At 67.8% G+C, this 16,691-nt stretch carries 18 protein-coding genes; 9 read left to right on the top strand and 9 right to left on the bottom strand.

What is annotated here, in order from left to right:
* Window positions 1-87 precede the first annotated feature (87 nt).
* Window positions 88-2,247 carry a phosphocholine-specific phospholipase C gene (locus EER27_RS15585; protein ID WP_123089067.1) on the bottom strand — a complete coding sequence of 720 codons (2,160 nt, stop codon included), beginning with the start codon at window positions 2,245-2,247 and terminating at the stop codon, window positions 88-90.
* Between the two features lie 504 nt (window positions 2,248-2,751).
* Between EER27_RS15585 and EER27_RS15580 the strand changes: the two genes are divergently transcribed.
* The gene (locus EER27_RS15580; protein ID WP_148041052.1) at window positions 2,752-3,630 is read left to right on the top strand and encodes a hypothetical protein; all 879 of its coding nucleotides are present in this window, start codon (window positions 2,752-2,754) and stop codon (window positions 3,628-3,630) included.
* Window positions 3,631-3,753: 123 nt separating this feature from the next.
* On the opposite strand, the gene EER27_RS15575 is transcribed toward EER27_RS15580, so the two are convergent.
* Complete coding sequence (locus tag EER27_RS15575) at window positions 3,754-4,248, bottom strand: hypothetical protein (protein WP_148041051.1); 495 nt, start codon at window positions 4,246-4,248, stop codon at window positions 3,754-3,756.
* Between the two features lie 223 nt (window positions 4,249-4,471).
* On the opposite strand from EER27_RS15575, the gene EER27_RS15570 reads away from it, so the two are divergent.
* On the top strand, window positions 4,472-5,047 hold the full coding sequence (locus tag EER27_RS15570; protein ID WP_123089064.1) for a hypothetical protein: 576 nt from the start codon (window positions 4,472-4,474) through the stop codon (window positions 5,045-5,047).
* Window positions 5,048-5,157: 110 nt separating this feature from the next.
* On the opposite strand, the gene EER27_RS15565 is transcribed toward EER27_RS15570, so the two are convergent.
* Complete coding sequence (locus EER27_RS15565; protein WP_123089063.1) at window positions 5,158-5,793, bottom strand: TetR/AcrR family transcriptional regulator; 636 nt, start codon at window positions 5,791-5,793, stop codon at window positions 5,158-5,160.
* A 106-nt stretch (window positions 5,794-5,899) separates the two neighbouring features.
* Here EER27_RS15565 and EER27_RS15560 point away from each other — a divergent pair, with 106 nt between their 5' ends.
* The 3 genes from EER27_RS15560 (at window position 5,900) to EER27_RS15550 (ending at window position 8,912) form a co-directional block, all read left to right on the top strand.
* Window positions 5,900-7,021 (top strand): MBL fold metallo-hydrolase, encoded by a 1,122-nt coding sequence (locus tag EER27_RS15560; protein WP_123089062.1) that lies wholly within the window; start codon window positions 5,900-5,902, stop codon window positions 7,019-7,021.
* A gap of 178 nt (window positions 7,022-7,199) precedes the next feature.
* A complete protein-coding gene (locus EER27_RS15555) occupies window positions 7,200-8,129 on the top strand; it encodes a hypothetical protein (protein ID WP_148041050.1) in 930 nt (309 codons plus the stop codon).
* A gap of 111 nt (window positions 8,130-8,240) precedes the next feature.
* Window positions 8,241-8,912 (top strand): SDR family oxidoreductase, encoded by a 672-nt coding sequence (locus EER27_RS15550; protein ID WP_123089060.1) that lies wholly within the window; start codon window positions 8,241-8,243, stop codon window positions 8,910-8,912.
* 67 nt (window positions 8,913-8,979) lie between these two features.
* Here EER27_RS15550 and EER27_RS15545 read toward each other — a convergent pair whose 3' ends face one another.
* Complete coding sequence (locus EER27_RS15545; protein WP_123089059.1) at window positions 8,980-9,369, bottom strand: RcnB family protein; 390 nt, start codon at window positions 9,367-9,369, stop codon at window positions 8,980-8,982.
* Between the two features lie 195 nt (window positions 9,370-9,564).
* Entirely contained in the window at window positions 9,565-9,822 is a 258-nt protein-coding gene (locus EER27_RS15540; RefSeq protein ID WP_148041049.1) for a hypothetical protein, read from the bottom strand.
* Between the two features lie 233 nt (window positions 9,823-10,055).
* On the opposite strand from EER27_RS15540, the gene EER27_RS15535 reads away from it, so the two are divergent.
* Window positions 10,056-10,463, top strand: coding sequence for a VOC family protein (locus EER27_RS15535; protein ID WP_123089057.1), 408 nt, complete (start codon window positions 10,056-10,058; stop codon window positions 10,461-10,463).
* An 88-nt stretch (window positions 10,464-10,551) separates the two neighbouring features.
* Here the strand turns inward: EER27_RS15535 and EER27_RS15530 are convergent, their stop codons facing one another.
* On the bottom strand, window positions 10,552-11,454 hold the full coding sequence (locus tag EER27_RS15530; protein WP_123089056.1) for a LysR substrate-binding domain-containing protein: 903 nt from the start codon (window positions 11,452-11,454) through the stop codon (window positions 10,552-10,554).
* Between the two features lie 165 nt (window positions 11,455-11,619).
* Between EER27_RS15530 and EER27_RS15525 the strand changes: the two genes are divergently transcribed.
* From EER27_RS15525 to EER27_RS15515, 3 genes are all read left to right on the top strand, one after another.
* Window positions 11,620-12,222 (top strand): LysE family translocator, encoded by a 603-nt coding sequence (locus EER27_RS15525; RefSeq protein ID WP_123089055.1) that lies wholly within the window; start codon window positions 11,620-11,622, stop codon window positions 12,220-12,222.
* Between the two features lie 18 nt (window positions 12,223-12,240).
* Window positions 12,241-12,864, top strand: a complete 624-nt coding sequence (locus EER27_RS15520) for an NADPH-dependent FMN reductase (RefSeq protein WP_123089054.1) — start codon at window positions 12,241-12,243, stop codon at window positions 12,862-12,864.
* A gap of 134 nt (window positions 12,865-12,998) precedes the next feature.
* Window positions 12,999-14,282: a hypothetical protein gene (locus EER27_RS15515; protein WP_123089053.1), complete on the top strand. Its 1,284-nt coding sequence runs from the start codon at window positions 12,999-13,001 to the stop codon at window positions 14,280-14,282.
* A gap of 330 nt (window positions 14,283-14,612) precedes the next feature.
* Here the strand turns inward: EER27_RS15515 and EER27_RS15510 are convergent, their stop codons facing one another.
* The 3 genes from EER27_RS15510 to EER27_RS15500 all read right to left on the bottom strand — a co-directional run bounded on the left by EER27_RS15510 (window position 14,613) and on the right by EER27_RS15500 (window position 16,602).
* Window positions 14,613-14,987 carry a YciI family protein gene (locus EER27_RS15510; RefSeq protein ID WP_123089052.1) on the bottom strand — a complete coding sequence of 125 codons (375 nt, stop codon included), beginning with the start codon at window positions 14,985-14,987 and terminating at the stop codon, window positions 14,613-14,615.
* Between the two features lie 160 nt (window positions 14,988-15,147).
* Window positions 15,148-15,960: an isocitrate lyase/PEP mutase family protein gene (locus EER27_RS15505; protein WP_123089051.1), complete on the bottom strand. Its 813-nt coding sequence runs from the start codon at window positions 15,958-15,960 to the stop codon at window positions 15,148-15,150.
* Window positions 15,961-16,248: 288 nt separating this feature from the next.
* Window positions 16,249-16,602, bottom strand: coding sequence for a hypothetical protein (locus tag EER27_RS15500; RefSeq protein ID WP_123089050.1), 354 nt, complete (start codon window positions 16,600-16,602; stop codon window positions 16,249-16,251).
* Between the last annotated feature and the right edge of the window lie 89 nt (window positions 16,603-16,691).

The following is a 16,691-nucleotide window of genomic DNA, read 5'->3' as shown; positions in this document are numbered from 1 at the left end:
CAGTTGCCTTGGGAGGGCGCGCTGTCCCGGCATGCGGGATTGCTTCATGGATCCGCATGCCGGGACGGACGTGTCTCACCGACCCGGCTAGGTCATCGACGTCACCGGCACCGCCGAATCGACGAGGGCGGTGTGCGCGACGCTGTGCTCCACGCCGGCGCCGATGGCCGGATCGCTGATGCTGGCCAGACCGGTTTCGACGTGACCGGCGAGGCGGCGCAGGTAGCCGGCATCGGAATTCGACGTCACGCTCAGGTCGTACCAATGGCCGACGCCGGCGATGGGCCAGGCGTCATCCAGGCTGGCGCCCGCGGCCAGCGCGTACGTGCGGGCGCCGGCCGCGCTGTAGCGGTTGGCGCTGACGGTGAGCGTGCAGGCGACGGCGCCTGTGTTACGCAGGCGCAGGATGATGCGACCGCCGGCCGGGTCGTAGATCGATTCAACTTCCGGTTGAGCGCGTCCGGCACCGGCCAGCAGCACGTCGCCCTTGAATTCGCGCAGGAAACCGTTCGGGCCGAAGGCGCGCAGGTCGTACTTGCCGGCAGTGACCGACACCGCACTCCAGTAGTCCGACAGGGATTTTCCGGCTTCGACGGTGTAGAACCACGGGCCGTCGCTGCGGTTGCCCGAGTACACGTTGAAGCCGGCGCCGGCACTGCCGGTGTTGAAGAAGTCCAGCCAGAACCGGCCCGCCGCGATGTCCACGTGGCCGCGGACCTGCAGCGCGTAGGGCAGGGCACATGCGGGACGCTGGCCGGGCTCCTGGCGTGGCATCGTCTGCTGGGAGGGCACGCGCGGGGCGGCAAGCCGGCAGGTTGCGTCGGCCTGGCCGATGCGGTCGCGCATGTCCGGCAGGGCCGGCCAGGCGGTGTCGGGATCGGCAAACTCGAGCGTGCTGGTGAGATCGCCACAGACCGCGCGGCGCCAGGAGCTGATGTTGGGCTCCATCACGCCGAAGCGCTGCTCGAGAAAGCGCAGCACCGAGGTGTGGTCGAACACCTGCGAGTTGACCCAGCCGCCCTTGCTCCACGGCGAGATCACGAACATCGGCACGCGCACGCCCAGTCCCACCGGCACGCCGTTGTAGTTCTCGGTGCTGGTGTCGACGGTGCTCTTGCCCAGGTTGGCATTGATGGCAGGAAGGTGCGGTGCGGCGTGGTCGAAGAACCCGCCGTTCTCGTCGTAGTTCACGATGAAGACCGTGCGCGACCACACCGCGGGATTGGCGGCCAGGGCCGCCAGCAGGCGTGCGGTCAGCGACTCACCATAGGCCGGCGTGGCGGCGGGGTGCTCGCTCATGATGTAGGGCGCGACCAGCCACGACACCTGCGGCAGCGTGCCCTGCTGCACATCGCGGGCGAAGGCGGCGACCAGGTGCTCGCCGCGCGAGGTGGCGGCGTTGTCCGCGTTCGATCCGGGCACCATGTCGCGGCCGCGCCGGTACAGGTCGCCGGTGCGATCCAGGTTGCGGAAGTTCTTGAAGTACGCCAGCGAGTTGTCGCCGTAGTTGTCGTGCTCCTGATAGACCTTCCAGCTCACGCCGGCCGCCTGCAGGCGTTCGGCGTAGGTGCTCCAGCGGTGGCCGGCGAAGTTGGGATTATCCCGCGCCATGTCCGCCGTCCAGTTGCCGTCGTCGGCGTTGTTCACCGCCTGCGCACCGAAGTCGCCTACGGTCATGCCGCTGGTGCCGGTGAACAGGTGCATGCGATTGGGATTGGTGGGGCCGTGGTGCGAGCAGTAGTAGGCATCGCAGACGGTGAACGCATCGGCCAGCGCGTAGTAGAACGGCAGGTCGGCTCGGGTGAAGTGGCCCATGCAGAACGCGCTCTTGGTCTGCACCCACGCGTTGTAGTCCTTCCACAACGTATGCGAACCCTTCCAGCTGTGGTCGATGTCGGCAAGGCATTGCGCACCGGTGGTGTCGGTGTCCAGGCGGAAGGGCAGCACGAACTTGTTGCTGCCCTTGATGCGCGGTTGCTGCCAGACCGTCTTGCCGCCGGGCAGCGGGATCGGCCGCGGGTCGTCGAAACCGCGCACGCCGCGAAGCGCGCCCAGGTAATGGTCGAACGATCGGTTCTCCTGCATCAGAACCACCACGTGCTGCACGTCCTGGATCGTGCCGGTGACCACCGCCGGCGGCACGGCCAGCGCGTCGCGGATGATCTTCGGAAACAGCGGCAGCCCCATCGCGCCGGCCGCCGCCGTCGCGGAAAGCTTCAGGAAATGGCGACGGCGTTCGGAAACCATGGCGTGCTCGCTAGCGTCGATGAAGCACCGGAGTCTGCGTCGACCGTTTTGCGGTGATGTGACCGAATCGCGACACAACGCGTGGCCTGCGATCGACGTGTTGGTTGATCGCGGTCACGGCTGCTGGATGGCGGGAAGGCCGGATGGCGAAAGAGACTCTCATCTGTCCGTCTGCGCAGGGGCCCGATCGCATTTGCGCGAAAAGCGGCTTGAGGTAGCGGCGGTCCGGGCGCGGCAAGGTCGTCAGGCAACCGGACAATTTTCGCCCTGTGTGGACGCCGGTCGCTCTCGAGCCAACGGCTGCGAACGCTACCAGGTAGGGAAAATCTGATGCCGCGACGGGCCATAACCTGATGAAGTGTCGCGATGAAACGGTGAGTGCTGGAAGCAGATATCCGATGTCTCGTCGTTTCGACTCATGCAAACCTTTGATGCGGCTCCCGCGTCAGCGCCTGTCGGTGCGTTCAGGGGGGTGTTCCAGGGGCGTCGTCGGAGGGGCCTTGAATGAAGGGGATTTCACTTCTACTTGGTTGCATCTTCTTGTGGTGGAATCCAGCGCATCCGGCAGCGGCGCAAGCCCAGTCCACGTCGCGCTACATGTCCCGAATCATCCGTTGCGACGGTTGCAATGCGACGCAAATGGAGCAACGCGCCCGTGCAGAGAACGTGGGGTGGGGCGACGAGTTCTCCGTGTTTGTCGTGGACATACTCAATGGATCGTTGCGGAAGTGGGGTCACTCCGCTGACTACGAAACGCGGCAGAAGTTCTTCTTTCCAATTGGGATAAGCGAGGCGGAGCGATCCAGTTTCCAGGCATTTCGAAGCGCGTACCTCGTCGTTGCCCAGTCGGGGAGCCCGGTAGCGGGAAGGACGATCGAACTGCCATCGACTGGCTACGATTCGATCTATGACCTTGCGAGTTGCCCCTCGTGTGTCAGTCGATGGGTATTCGCAAATCGCCACAAGATCTCCCATCAGATCAGCGGGTACGACGTCTTCGTGGCCCGCATCGGCAACCTTGCTGCATCGTTTGGAACCAGTGGGGCAGAAGTCAATGTCGAGCTCGTTGGCAACCTGAAGTTCAAGGTGGTGCTGGCCTCGGATGCGTCGGCGGGGCCGCTCCCTGCCTACTGCATCGGTTCGCTGGGGCCGACAGGGTTCCAGGTGGATTCGAGTGAGTGCTTCGATAGTGACGGAAACAAGGTTCCGGTAGAGGTCGGCGATCTCGACCTTGTCTATCAATTCACGCGGCAATCGAACTTGAACAACTTCCGCGCGCGCGTGGTGAGCCTGGGCATCACCTTCACCGTTGTCGGTACCACCACCGCAGGACCATTGCGGGTGATCTGCACGGGAGACGTCTGCACCAGGCTCCCCGACTAGAGTTTCGGAGTACGCGGAAACCGCGGGCGCCAGGTGCCTGCCGCAGATGCCGACGCCTGCGCCGGGAGACGAGCCCTTCCATTCGGCGCGAGTTTCGAAGCCTGGTGGAGGCCCGGTGGGCCATCAGTCCGCGCGCTGCAGGCGGTGCGAGGCCTCCAGGCAGACGCTGACTTCACCCGGTCCGGTGGCGGTGCCGTCGACGCGGAGGCGGTCGCCGGCTTGCAGCGTGTCCAGCAGGTCCATGCCCTGCGCCTTGCACAGGTTGCGGCGCGCGGGCAGGTGCACGGTCACCGTGCCATGCGCCTGGCTGGTGAGAACCACCAATGCATTGCCGTCGTACGCCATCGGTGAGGTGTCGACACGCGTCACCACGCCTTCGATCGCCACCGGCTGGTCAATCACCAGCGCGCGTGGGCTGCCGTCGGTCGCGCCGCCGCTGGTGCCTGTCGCACAACCCACCAGGCTGGCCAGCAGCAGGGCGTTCAGCACGATTGGCATCGCCGGCAGTTTCGGGTGTGCGCGACGGGTCGGCCTTCTTTCCTGTCCGGCGTTGGGGGCGGCGGTGGCGGACTCGGCGGACTGGCCGGGCAGGTGGGCGATTGCGACGGCTGAGGTCATGGGGTTGGCACGTGTGGCAAGGAAGCCACCATCCTCCCATCGCCACCGCGCAACGCAACCGCGCAACGCAACCGCGCAACGCAACCGCGCCGGTCGGGTACCGCGCGTGGGGGCGGTGAAGTTGTGGCGCGATTCGTCCCAGGCCTCCGACGCCGGGATTGTGGTCGCCCCGTCCCGGGCGCAAGCTCGGCGGCGGGTTCACCACACTCGGGGAGCGTGCGTCATGCGAATAGCGATCGCGGCGATCATCGGTGGCATCGTGATGTTCATCTGGGGTGCGGTGGCGCACATGGCGCTACCCATCGGCGAGGCCGGCTTCCGGTTTCCGCCGCAACAAGAGGCCGTGCTCGACGCCATCGGCCAGTCGGCCACCGAACCCGGCGTCTACATGTATCCAAGCATGGAGATGGAGAAGTACGGCGACGAGGCGGCGATGAAGGCGTTCCTCGAGGAAAGCCGCGGCAAGGCCTACGCCTTCGTGGTGTATCAGCCCGACGGCAATCCGGCGACGACCAGCATGGCCCCGAACCTGGGCAAGCAGTTTGTCAGCGTGCTTCTGGCGTCGGCCGTCCTGGCGTGGATCCTGTCGCTGGGCGCGTGGAGTTTTGGCCGTCGCGTGCTGGTGGCCGGCGCGGCTGGACTCTTCAGCTGGCTGGCCATCAGCGTGCCGTACTGGAACTGGTACATGTTCCCGCTGACGTTCACCCTGGGCGCACTCGCCGAGCAGGTGATCGGCTGGCTGCTGGCGGGCGCGGCGATGGCCTGGTGGCTGGGGCGCAAGGACGCCGCGGGACGCTGATCGCCCGACGGATCGGCCTCGCCAATGCGGTCGAGGCCGACTCCCGTAGCGCGGTCCCGCAGTGTGGTCCGGTGGTGGCGTGCGCGGAGCCGCCGCCGGCCGACCGCGTGCTAGTGGCTGCCCGGTTGACGGCCGTAGTGGGCCAGGAACAGATCCGTCGCCGATTCGGCCACCAGCGCCTGACGATCGGGCGTCAGCGGTGGCTGGCCCAGCGTCACCTGCGGCCAGAAGGCGAACGCTTTCACCAGCCCCTGCAGTTGCAGCGAGGCGAACACCGGGTCGGGCGTGGTCAGTCGGCCGTCGGCGGCGGCGGACCGAATCCACCGCGTCAGTCCCTCCTCGCGGTCGCCCATCCTGGCGACCATTTCCTGCGCACGTTCGGGCGAGTGGATGCCCGCGGCGATGGCGACGCGCGCCAGCGAGACAAACGCCTCGTCGCCGAGCAGGCGAAGCTTCTGCGTTATCAGCTCCAGCAACTGCGCGCGCAACGGGCGGTCGGGACGGTAGGCCACGTCGACCGCAGCGGCGCTGCGGTCCCACAACTGCTGGAGGATCTGCGCAAACAGCACCTCCTTGCTCGGGAAGTGGTTGTAGACGGTGCGCTTGGACACGCCCGCGCTCGCGGCGATGCGGTCCATGCTGGTCGCCTCGTAGCCGGACAGACGGAATTCCTCGATCGCCGCCTCGACGATCGCGGCGCGCTTGCGGTCGGTCAGGCGGTTGGGAGCAGGGCTGGCAACGGTCATGGCAACATTTTACACCGAGCAGTGTACTTTCCTGTGATTGGGAACTACACTGGGTAGTGTAGGTTCTTGGGTCGGTCCCCGATCCGCCACTGCCTGAGTCCCATCCATGAAACGTTTGGTCTGCCTGACCGCCGGAGCCCTGATCGTGACTGCCTGCCTGTTGCCCGCCCTGCCCCGTCCCGTCGCCGACTACACCGGTTCGCCCCAGCAGGTCGACGGGCGATTCCGCAATTCAGCACCCAAGCCCGCCGAGCGCTTCGGCAAGAGCCTGCGGATTGCCTGGGACTTCTTCTTCAACAAGCCGGCCGGCACCGAGCCGACGACGCCGCTGCCGATGCAGGAGCTGACGCGTTCCGACCTGGACGCGGCGCCGGACCGGAGCCTGTTTCGCCTTGGCCATTCGACCGTGCTGTTGAAGCTGCGCGGCGACTACTGGATCACCGATCCGGTGTTCGCCGAGCGCGCGTCACCGCTGCAGTGGATCGGGCCCCGGCGTTTCCATGCGCCGCCGATCGCGCTCGACGCGTTGCCGTCGATCCGCGGCGTGATCTTGTCGCACGACCACTACGATCACCTCGATCGCGCCACCGTGCAGCACCTTGCCAAGACCGCCGGCGTGTTCCTCACCCCGTTGGGCGTCGGCGATCGCCTGATCGCGTGGGGCGTGGATCCGGCCAAGGTGCGCCAGCTGGATTGGTGGGAGGGTGTTGACATCGACGGGTTGCGCATCATCGCGACGCCCGCGCAGCACTTCTCCGGACGCGGCATGACCGACGGCAACATGACGCTGTGGGCCTCCTGGGTGATCGTCGACAACGACCTGCGCGTGTTCTTCAGCGGTGACACCGGCTACTTCGACGGGTTTCGCAAGATCGGCGAGCGCTTCGGCCCGTTCGACCTGACCCTGCTCGAAACCGGTGCCTACGACGCCCAATGGCCGTACGTGCACATGCAGCCCGAACAGACCGTGCAGGCGCACGTCGACCTGCGTGGGCGCTGGTTGTTGCCCGTGCACAACGGCACGTTCGACCTGGCGATGCACGATTGGCGCGAGCCGTTTGAGCGCGTGGAAGCGCTCGCGCGGACACGCGGCATCGCGCTGGCGACGCCGCGCATGGGCGAGCGTGTGGACCTGCGTTCGCCGCACACCGGGACGCGCTGGTGGCGCGATGCCGCCACCGCCACCGCCACTGATGCGCCAGCTGTCGCCGTTGCAGGCGTCGACTGACGGGCGTCGGGTGAGGCCGCGCGCGTGGGCCTGAGCCCTGCCATGCGTCTAGCGGAGCCGCACCGGCCGGACTGTCCGGCCACCCCGGCCGATCCCGTTGCCCTGGGTACTCGGAATGGCCCGTCGACGCGCGCGCAACACCGTGCGGCGGGAGCCGGTCAGCACGGACGACGCGACGATGAGCGACAAGGACACGGTCACCGACCAGGGCAAGGGCGACGGCGGCGCGCAGAAGCGGCTCGACAACACGACCAAGATCGTTTCGATCGTCTCGGTCAGCGTCGGATTGATGCTGTCGGTGGCCGGCTACTTCGGCAACCTCAAGCTGCAGGCCCTGCAGAAGAGCATCGCCGAGCTCAACGTGGCCAAGGGCAACATCGACGTGGCCAAGGGCCAGCTCGACATCAGCAAGGGGGCCATGGAGGTTTCCGAGAAGCAGTACGTTCTGGCGGCGCGACTGGCCATCAGCTTCTCGACGCCGCTGGCCAAGAGCTTTGCGCTGGACGTGTCGCAATGCGGAGCCGATCAGGCCTGCCTGGGCCAACGCATCTCCTATCCGACGACCCAGATGGGCAACGAGTTCACCATCGCCGTTCCGCGATGGCGCGAACGCAAGGGCCTGATGACGGGCGACACATGCTCGCGAGAGGGACTGCACGCGCGGCAGGTCGTCCTCCTGGGGATCCGCAACATCGGTTACGCCGATGCGCAGAACGTGACCATCCGTTTCATCCGGAAATCCTCGCCGCACCCCAGCCCCCTCCAGCCGTGGTTCGAGCCGTCCGCCAATGGCGAGGCGATCGCGTACTACGACCTGCCGCCGACGAGCCGAGGCTGGACCAGCGATACGGTCTCGATCGATGTCGTGCGCGGGGCCAGCTCACCGGAGAAGGACCGCGTCGAGGAGCAGTTGGTGATGGCCAGCGTGGCCAGTGCGAGGGAGTTGTACGGCACGGTCCTGGTGCCCATCGAGATCTCCTGGACCGATGCGCTGACCGGAAAGACAGGCAGCATGCCGGTCATGCAAGGGCAGCAGCCGCGGCTCCGGAAGTACCTGGGCAACCACCTGGGCGGCTCGGAGATCGGCAACCTCGGCGATTCGTGCTGAGGGCGTGGCGCGGCGCCGGCGCGGTGCTCGCCGACTGAAGTGTCGCGGGCGGCGCTTGATTGCCGCGTCGCTCGCCACCATTGCCAGGGTTCCCACGCCTTGGAACACGCCATGAAGACCGTCCTGATCACCGGTGCCAATCGCGGCATTGGCCTGGCACTGGCGCAACATCACGCCGCACGTGGCGACCGGGTCATCGCCGTGTGCCGCAGCGGCAGTGCGGCGCTCGAGCAGACCGGCGCGCGCGTCGAGGCCGGCGTCGACGTGACCGACGGCGAAGCGCTCGCGGCGCTCGCACGGCGCATCGGCGATGTGCGTATCGACACGCTGATGCTCAACGCCGGCATCCTGGCGAAGGAATCGTTGGGCACCATCGATGAGATCGGATTCGACAGCCTGCGCCGGCAATTCGAGGTCAATGCCGTGGGCCCGTTGCGCGTGGCGCAGGCGCTGTTGCGCCAGCTCGGCGAGGGCAGCCGGATCGGCATCATCACCAGTCGCATGGGCTCGGTAGCCGACAACGGCTCCGGCGGGTATTACGGCTACCGCGCGTCGAAGGCGGCGGTGAATGCCATCGGCAAGTCGCTGGCGAACGACCTGCGGCCGCGCGGCATCTCGGTGTTCCTGCTGCACCCCGGTTACGTGGCCACCGACATGGTGGGCGGCAACGGCGACGTCACGCCGGTGCAGTCGGCCGCGCAGCTGGTCGAGCGGATGGACACGCTCACCTTCGAACAGACCGGCAGCTTCTGGCACGCCAACGGCACCGCGTTGCCCTGGTAAGGCCGGCGATCGCCGTGCAATAAAAAGCCCCGCGATGCGGGGCTTTTCGGTGTCGGGTCAAGGCGGATCAGTTGCCGCCCAGGATCTGCGAGATCAGGCCGGTCGCGGTCTGGATCAGCAGGTAGCGGCCGTCGTCCGGACGCACCCAGCGGTAGCCGCGCGGTGGCGCCGACAGGTGATAGACGTGGTAGTCGTGCACGTAGTAGCGCGGCTCCAGGTAGACCACCGGCACACGCTCGCCACGACGGAAGGCCCGGCGGTGGCCGTAGTGGTTACCGTTGTCGTGGTGGCGATGACGATCGTGGTGGCGGTGGCGATCACGATGGCGGTCGCGACGATCGTCGTGGCCGTGGCGGTCATGGCGATCATGACCGTGGCCGTGGCCCCCACCTGCAAACGCGGTGACCGACGAAAGCGACAGCACAGCAAGGGACGTGGCCAGCAGCAGACGTTTCATCGGGACTCCGGGTCGGGTGAGAGGCAGGTGGCCGATGCTAGGTGGACAAAACTGAACGGACCGGGAGCCAATCCGGACGCGCGCAAGGGCACCGTGACGCCGTTCAGGTCGATGCGCCCACGACGTGCGAACGATGCGTCAGCCCAGTGCGACGTACGTCACGGCTTTGTCGGGCGGGCGCTTCCGCCGCGCCGATCAGCGCACCACCACCGTCGTGGCCTTGTTGGCGACGATGTAGGTCTGCAGGTCCTCGACGAAGCGCAGCTTGCCGATCGCGCGCTGGGCGAACTTCTTCGTCGTGATGCGCACGTGGCAATTCTGGAATGGCGCGGACGCGTTGCCGCCCTTGGACGTGTAGACCACCCGGCCGTCGCGGTCCCAGCCCAGCACCAGCCGCTCCTGGTCGTTGCTGGTGCGGTAGATCCAGCCCTTCTCGATATCGGATTCGGCCATCGCCATGGTGGTTGCCTTGTGGTGTCGGTGTAATCGCGGTTGCGCAGCATGCCGCAAGCGCGTGCGTGGCGGCAGTGGGCCGGTGCGGAGGGTCCCGTCGTCACGTCGACGAAATTGAATTGTCGCCGCGTGTCGATTTGGGCCTCGCCCGTTCGTCGCACCTTCAAGCACGCGGAAAAACGGACACGAGGTCCGGTCCCGCGACGCCGAACTCCCTCAACCAAGGACGCACCATGACCACCAAGATTTTCGTCAACCTGCCCGTCAAGGATCTCGATCGCGCCGTCGCCTTCTACACGCAGCTCGGCTACAGCTTCAATCCCCGTTTCACCGACCAGAACGCCACCTGCATGATCGTGTCCGACGACATCTACGTGATGCTGCTGGTCGAGCCGTTCTTCCAGGGGTTCACCAACAAGCCGATCTCCGATGCGCACAAGGCCACCGAAGTGCTGCTGTGCGTGTCCGCCGAGAGCCGCGCCGCGGTCGACGCACTGGTCGACAAGGCCATCGCCGCCGGCGCGAACTCGCCCAACGAAGCGAAGGACTACGGTTTCATGTACCAGCGCGGCTACGAGGATCTCGACGGCCACGTCTGGGAAGTCATGCACATGGACCCGGACGCAGCCGGCGCGCCGTAAGCAAGATGGTTGAGCGAGGCGACGCGGGTCGCCTCCTCTTCTCGCGGCAGGAAGGTAAATCGGCGCTCGAGGTGTCCGCAACCGGGGGTCACGCGCCCGGTTGCGCCTGCGCCTCGCGGCGCAGCCAGGCGATCACCGTGCGCGCGGCATCGCGCACGTGCGTGCGGTGCGGGGTGACGATCCAGTAGGACGTCTCCAGCGCGATGTGGCGTTCGCCGAACGGACGCATCAGCAGGCCGGTCGCGAGGTCGTCCTGCACCAGGCGATGGCGGGCCAGCGCCACGCCCATGCCCTGCGCCGCCGCGCGGAGCAACAGGTCGCTCGACGCCAGTCGCGGGCCGGATCGCACATCCAGATCGGCCGGTCCGAAGGCCTCTCGCCACAGTTGCCAGCTCGCGCTGGCGTCGCGGTCGTGCAGCAGCCGCAGCCCACGCAGTGCGGCGCTGTCGGCGGGCCGCCCCGAGGCCTCCCAGAGGGCGGGGCTCATCACCGGGTACAACGCGTCGCCCATCAGCGGTTCGGCGATGACGTCCGGCCACGGCCCGCGACCACTGCGGATGGCGAAGTCGCTGGTGCTGGCATGCGGATCGTCGAGGCGTTGGTCGACGTGCAGCGACACTTCCAGGCGCGGGTGCGCGCGCTCCAGTGCGGGCAGGCGCTGCAGCAGCCAGCGAGCGGCGAACGACGGCGTGGTCGAGATCGCCACGGCGTGCGCGGGACGAAGCTCGCGCACGGCATCGACCGCCAGCCCGATATCGCGCAGAGCATCCAGCGCGGCGGTCGCCAGGCGATCGCCTTGCGCGGTGACGAGCAGCCCGCGGGTGCTCGCGCCGCGCTCGATCAATGGCGCGCCGAGCCAGCGCTCGAGTTCGCTGATGTGACGGCTGATCGCCGAATGGGACACCGACAGCTCGCGCGCCGCCGAGCGCACGCCGCCGTGCCGGACGGTCAGGGCGAAGGCGCGCAGCGCGTTCAGCGGGATGGGTTTCATGGTGACTTAAGTAGACCACAACCCACGTCCATCGGACCACGGCGCGGCGCCACACTTTCCTCCAGAAGCCCTGCAGCCAAAGCCAATGCCGTGATGTAGGCGGCGGCCGCTACGCCGCGGGGAGGTCGAAACCGGTGCAAAACAGGCACCCGATGGGAGAACCACATGGACGCCTTCGCCAGCATCGCGATGCTCATCTTCGTCTCCGCGGCGACGCCGGGGCCCAACAACGTCGTCGTGCTGCGCAAAGCGGTGTCCGGCGGCGTCCGGTCGGTGTTGCCGGCGTTGGCGGGCATCGTGCTGGGCGGCATCGCGATGCTGGTGCTGGCGCAGGTCGGGCTGGCCACGGTGCTGGCATCGAATCCGCGCCTGCACACCGCGATGGTTCTCGCCGGTGCCGCCTACCTGGTCTGGATGGGCGTGGTGCTGATCGCACGCGCCGGCACGGCGATGCCCGCGCACACCGGAGAGTCGGACGCGCGCGGCGCCATCGCGATGTTCGGCTTCCAGTTCACCAACCCCAAGGCCTGGACGCTGGCGCTGACGGTCGTCGGCGCGTCGCAGGCGATGGCAGTCCCGAGCGCGATGACGTCGGCGGGGTTGCTTCTGATGTTTGCCGTCATCTCGAGCGCTTGCCTGATGGCCTGGGCGCTGCTGGGAACGTATGCCCGGCGCGTGCTGACCGATGCGACGGGGCTGCTGCGCCTGGATCGCGCGATGGGCGTGCTGCTGGTCGCATCTGCCACCGCCCTGCTTTTCCCCCTCTGACCCAACCGTGAGTCCACCATGAAGCACCCTGCCACCACCTCCGCTCCAGTTCGCCGCTTCCGCGTCCTGGCCATTGCCGGAAGCCTGCGCAGCCAGTCGTTGAATCGTCGACTGCTCGACGCCGCGGTCACGCTGGCACCCAACGGCATGCAGGTCGAGGTGTACGACGATCTGGCGTCGCTGCCGATGTTCAACGAGGACACCGAGTCGGCCCTGCTGAACTCCGGTGCGGTGCTTGCGCTGCGCGAACGCGTGGCCGCCGCCGACGCGGTGCTGATCGCCACGCCGGAGTACAACCAGTCGATTCCAGGGGTGCTGAAGAACGCGATCGACTGGTTGTCGCGCCCCGCCCCCGACGAGGTGCTGGTGGGCAAGCCGGTGGCGGTGATCGGGGCGAGCGGCGGCCGGTGGGGCACGCGGCTGGCCCAGGCGGCGCTGCGCCAGGTGCTGTTTGCGACCGAGTCGTTGGTGCTCACTGGTCCGGCGCTGTACCTGGGCGGTGGCGACGCGGCGTTCGATGCGCACGGACGCCTGGTCGATGCCGCGGCGCGGGCATCGCTGGAGCGGGTGCTGCTGGGGCTCGCGCAACTGATGCACCTGCACGCGGCGCGCGAGGACGCCGACGTGCCGGTTGCGGCGTGAGGCCGGATCCGGCGCGGGCGGCGATCACGCGTGCGCTGCCCCGCCGCCAATGGCCACCCTACGCCTTGTTGCGGCTGTCGCCGGCGAGGGCGTGGAACTAGGCTCCACCCACACCCATCGCAAGGAGTGCGGTCATGTGGCAGTTCCAGCAGATCGACAACCCGTCCGGCGCGACGCTCTGGTTCAGTGACGGACAGCCGGTGACCGCGCCGCGCGGCGGCGACGGCGTGTCCAGCCGGTTGATGGTGGACGGACAGGGCTTCCTCGACCTCACCGATGTGCAGATCGCCGCGACGTTCGGGGCGTCTGTCGAAGCCATCGACTGCAACGGCGTGGATCTGGCCCTGCCGGTGACACCGGCCGAGCTCACGCTCTGGCTGCCCGGCGACGGCAGTTTCACGGTGGCCCTGGAGGACGGTGGCGGCGGCGTGGCCGGCCGACTGAAGCCCTTCCCGGCGGTGAGCGCGGCGGACGCGGCGTACCTGGACACGATGATCGCCGGTGGCTACGTGCCTTACCCGAACATCCCCGATGCCCCGGGCAAGACCACCGAGCAGATCCGTGCGTTGGGCCAGCAACTGTTTCCGTTCTCGCCGTACGCCTTCGAGCTGGCGATGTCGATCTACGACTGGACCACCGCCTCGTTCACGCGCATGGTCTTCATGAAGATTTTCCAGTACACGTCCATGCCGGCGTCGCCGTTGCCGCTGGACCAGTCGAGCATCGCCAACGAGATCTGGGAGTCCGACTGGGGCACGTACACGCCGCAGAACCCCGACTACATGAAGTCCTTCCTGATGAAGCCGGCGACGTCGCTGCAGGACGTGCAGGTCCAGCTCGCCAGCGTGGCCACCCAACTGCAGCAGTTCGGCGACGTGGAGAACCGCCTGCTGGCCGCGGCGTTCCAGTCGATGCCGCGAACCAGCACGTTCGACCAGCCGCAGTTGTTCAGTGGCCAGATGGACATCTACCAGCTGGGCACCGAGCACTTCGGCATCGAATTCCTGCAGTGTCCGTTGAACGCCGGCCCCACGTCCGTGCCGCTGCAGATCGACCTGCAGCTCGCGCTGGACACCTACATCGGCGTGGGCGACACGCTGACCACCAAGATGGTGTGGAGCTTCGGCAACTCGATGGACGAGGCGATGCAGTACCAAAACGGCATCGTGCTGGTCGCCAATCCGCCGACGGGTGCGGCGGTGTGGGATGTCGCCAGTTACATCACGCCGCTGTCGGACGATCCCACCAAGATCGAGTACACGTTTGCGCCCGGCACGACGTTCCTGGTGCAATCGGTCGAACAGACCCAAGTCGACAGCAAGACGGTGTGGGTCATCAATCTGCTGGTGCAGCCCGCAGTGGCGCTGCACCGAAGCCCAGGAGTGGTGGATGTCGCCCAGGAAGCCAGCGCCGGTTAGGGAACCCGATACGCCCACGCGCGAACCGCAGCGCCCGGAGCCGTCCGGGCCTGCGACGCCCGGTCCAACCCCGCCCGGCCCGGAGATACCGCACCGGCCCGAGCCCGTGCCCGAGCAACCCGTGCCCGAAGTGCCCGAACGGCCGGATCCGCTGCCGCAACCGGCCGGCCCGGAAATTCCAGATCCAGGCGATCCCGATCCCACGCCACCGCCGGCGCACGACCCGCCGGTGCGCGCGCCACGGGGCCGTTGAGGCGCAGGCCCCTCGTGGTGCAGGCGCTGTGGCGGGGGCGGTCGTGGGCGTTGGGACGGGATCAACCGATCCGGCGGTTACACACCCAGGCGCTGCCGATCCACATTGAGATCGAACACCGGGCGGACTTCGACGCAGCCGGTGCGCGCCCACGGGAACTCCGACGCGATGTGGATCGCCTCGTCGAGGCTGTCGGCTTCGATCAGATTGAATCCGGCAAGCACTTCCTTGGTTTCCGCAAACGGTCCGTCGAGCACGCTCAGCCGGTTGTTGCGAATGCGCACCGCGCGCGCGGTGGCGGGCGCTTCGAGCCGTTGCGAATCGAGCAACTTGCCCTGGTCGCGCAAGGCGTCGGCATGGTCGATGCAGTGGCGCATCATCGTGTCGTGCTCGCCCTCGGGCAGGGCGTCCATCAGCGTGTCGTCGGTGTAGATCATCAGCAGGTATTGCATGGAGACCTCCGGGGGGATGGGGGCAACTGCAGTGCGGCCCAGACCTTATCGCATCGCTCCGGATCCGGCGACGGTGGCGTCGTGGCCACCCTGCGCAGCGAGGCCCGGACCGTGTGGCGGCCCGGGCCTGCCGGTGTCAGGACATGCGGCGTGGCTGAACTCAGTTGCCGGCGAACAGCGCGTTGAGCCCGCTGTAGCCCGTGGCCGCCTCGGTCTGCGGCGCAACCACGCCTTCGCGCAGGAAGCCGTCGACCAGCCTGCTCAGGTGGCCGAACAGGTGTTCGGCCAGGTCGGAGCCTGCGCTGAGGCGGCGCACGCCGAGCGCGGCCAGCGCGTCGGCATCGGGCACGCCCGACAGCGCCAGCACGTTCACCGGCAACGCCACCGATTCGACAACCGCGGCGATCTCGGCGCTGGCGCGCAGACCCGGAACGAACACGCCGTCGGCGCCGGCATCGCGATAGAACGCAGCGCGTGCGACGGTCTCGGCAACGCGCTGGTCCGGAGCGGCCAGGCCGCGCAGGTAGACGTCGGTGCGTGCGTTGACGAACACGTTGATGCCGACGCGCGCCGCGGCCCGCTTCACGTGTTCGATCTTGGCGCACAGCTCGAGCGGACTGGCCGCGCCGTCCTCGATGTTGATGCCGACCGCGCCCAGCTCGAGCAGCGAGGCGACGTTGTCGGCGACAGCTGCCGGGTCGTCGGAGTAGCCGCCCTCGACATCGACGCTGAGCGGGACCCGCACCACGCGGGCAATCGCGTCGACCGTCGCGCGCAGGCGTGCCACCGGCAACTGGTCGCCGTCCGGATAGCCGTTGGCCCATGCGACGCCGGCGCTGGTGGTGGCGATCGCCTTCGCGCCCAGGCTTTCGATCAGGCGGGCGCTGCCGGCGTCCCAGGCATTTGCCAGGCGCAGCAGGCCCGAATGGTGGAGGCGGTGGAAGGTTTCAGCGGCAGCGGGTTGAAGGCTCATGAGGCGTCCTGGCGAGCAATGGGGCTGCAAGTCTGCCAGCAGGGCGCGCGATCGACTCGCCAGTTCCGGACAGGATCACCCGGACAGGATCACCTGGAAAGGATCACCCGGACAGGCCGCATCGCCGCTCACGGGTCACCCGCCGCGCGCACGAAGGCGCGCCCAGGCGAGTGTCCGCGCCGAGCGTTTCGTTCGCAATCGGGGGGCCCTGGTGGCGGGCGGAGCGTCCGAGGCGCCGTGCGACGGGCGTCGATGCCCGGCACGCCGCCCCAGGGCGATGATGGCCGATCAGCGCTTGCGCGCGGGCTTCGGCGGCGCGGCGACCTTGTCGCCGGGCAGGGGTTCGATCTTCTGCAGGACGCGGGTCACACCGAGCACTTCGACGCGACCGCCGGACTTCTCGAAGTCGGCAATGTCGGTGGAGATGCGCTCGCTTTCGAAGCGCTTGTGCAGGTTGCCGTCGCTGCCGGCCGGTGGCCCCTTGGCTGGCAGGCCCTTGGCCACCGCACTCTTGGCCACGGTTGTCCTGGCTGCCGCGCCCTTCGCCGGCGTACCCTTCGTCGCCGCAGCCTTGGGCGTCGCGGCCTTGCTGGCCGGGGTCTTGCTGACGGTCGTGCCACTGCTCTTCTTCGCACCTGCCATTGCCTTTCCTCCGCCGTGGGCATTGCCCCCGGCTTCCACGCGGTGGCCGCAGGTTGCGGCTTCCTGCCGCCACTATGCGCGCTTGAAGC

The organism is Montanilutibacter psychrotolerans (assembly GCF_003719825.1).
In the GTDB taxonomy this organism is placed as follows: Bacteria; Pseudomonadota; Gammaproteobacteria; order Xanthomonadales; family Xanthomonadaceae; genus Montanilutibacter; species Montanilutibacter psychrotolerans.
The sequence above is the reverse complement of the archived record's forward strand: the minus strand, read 5'-3'. Positions and strand labels throughout refer to the sequence as shown.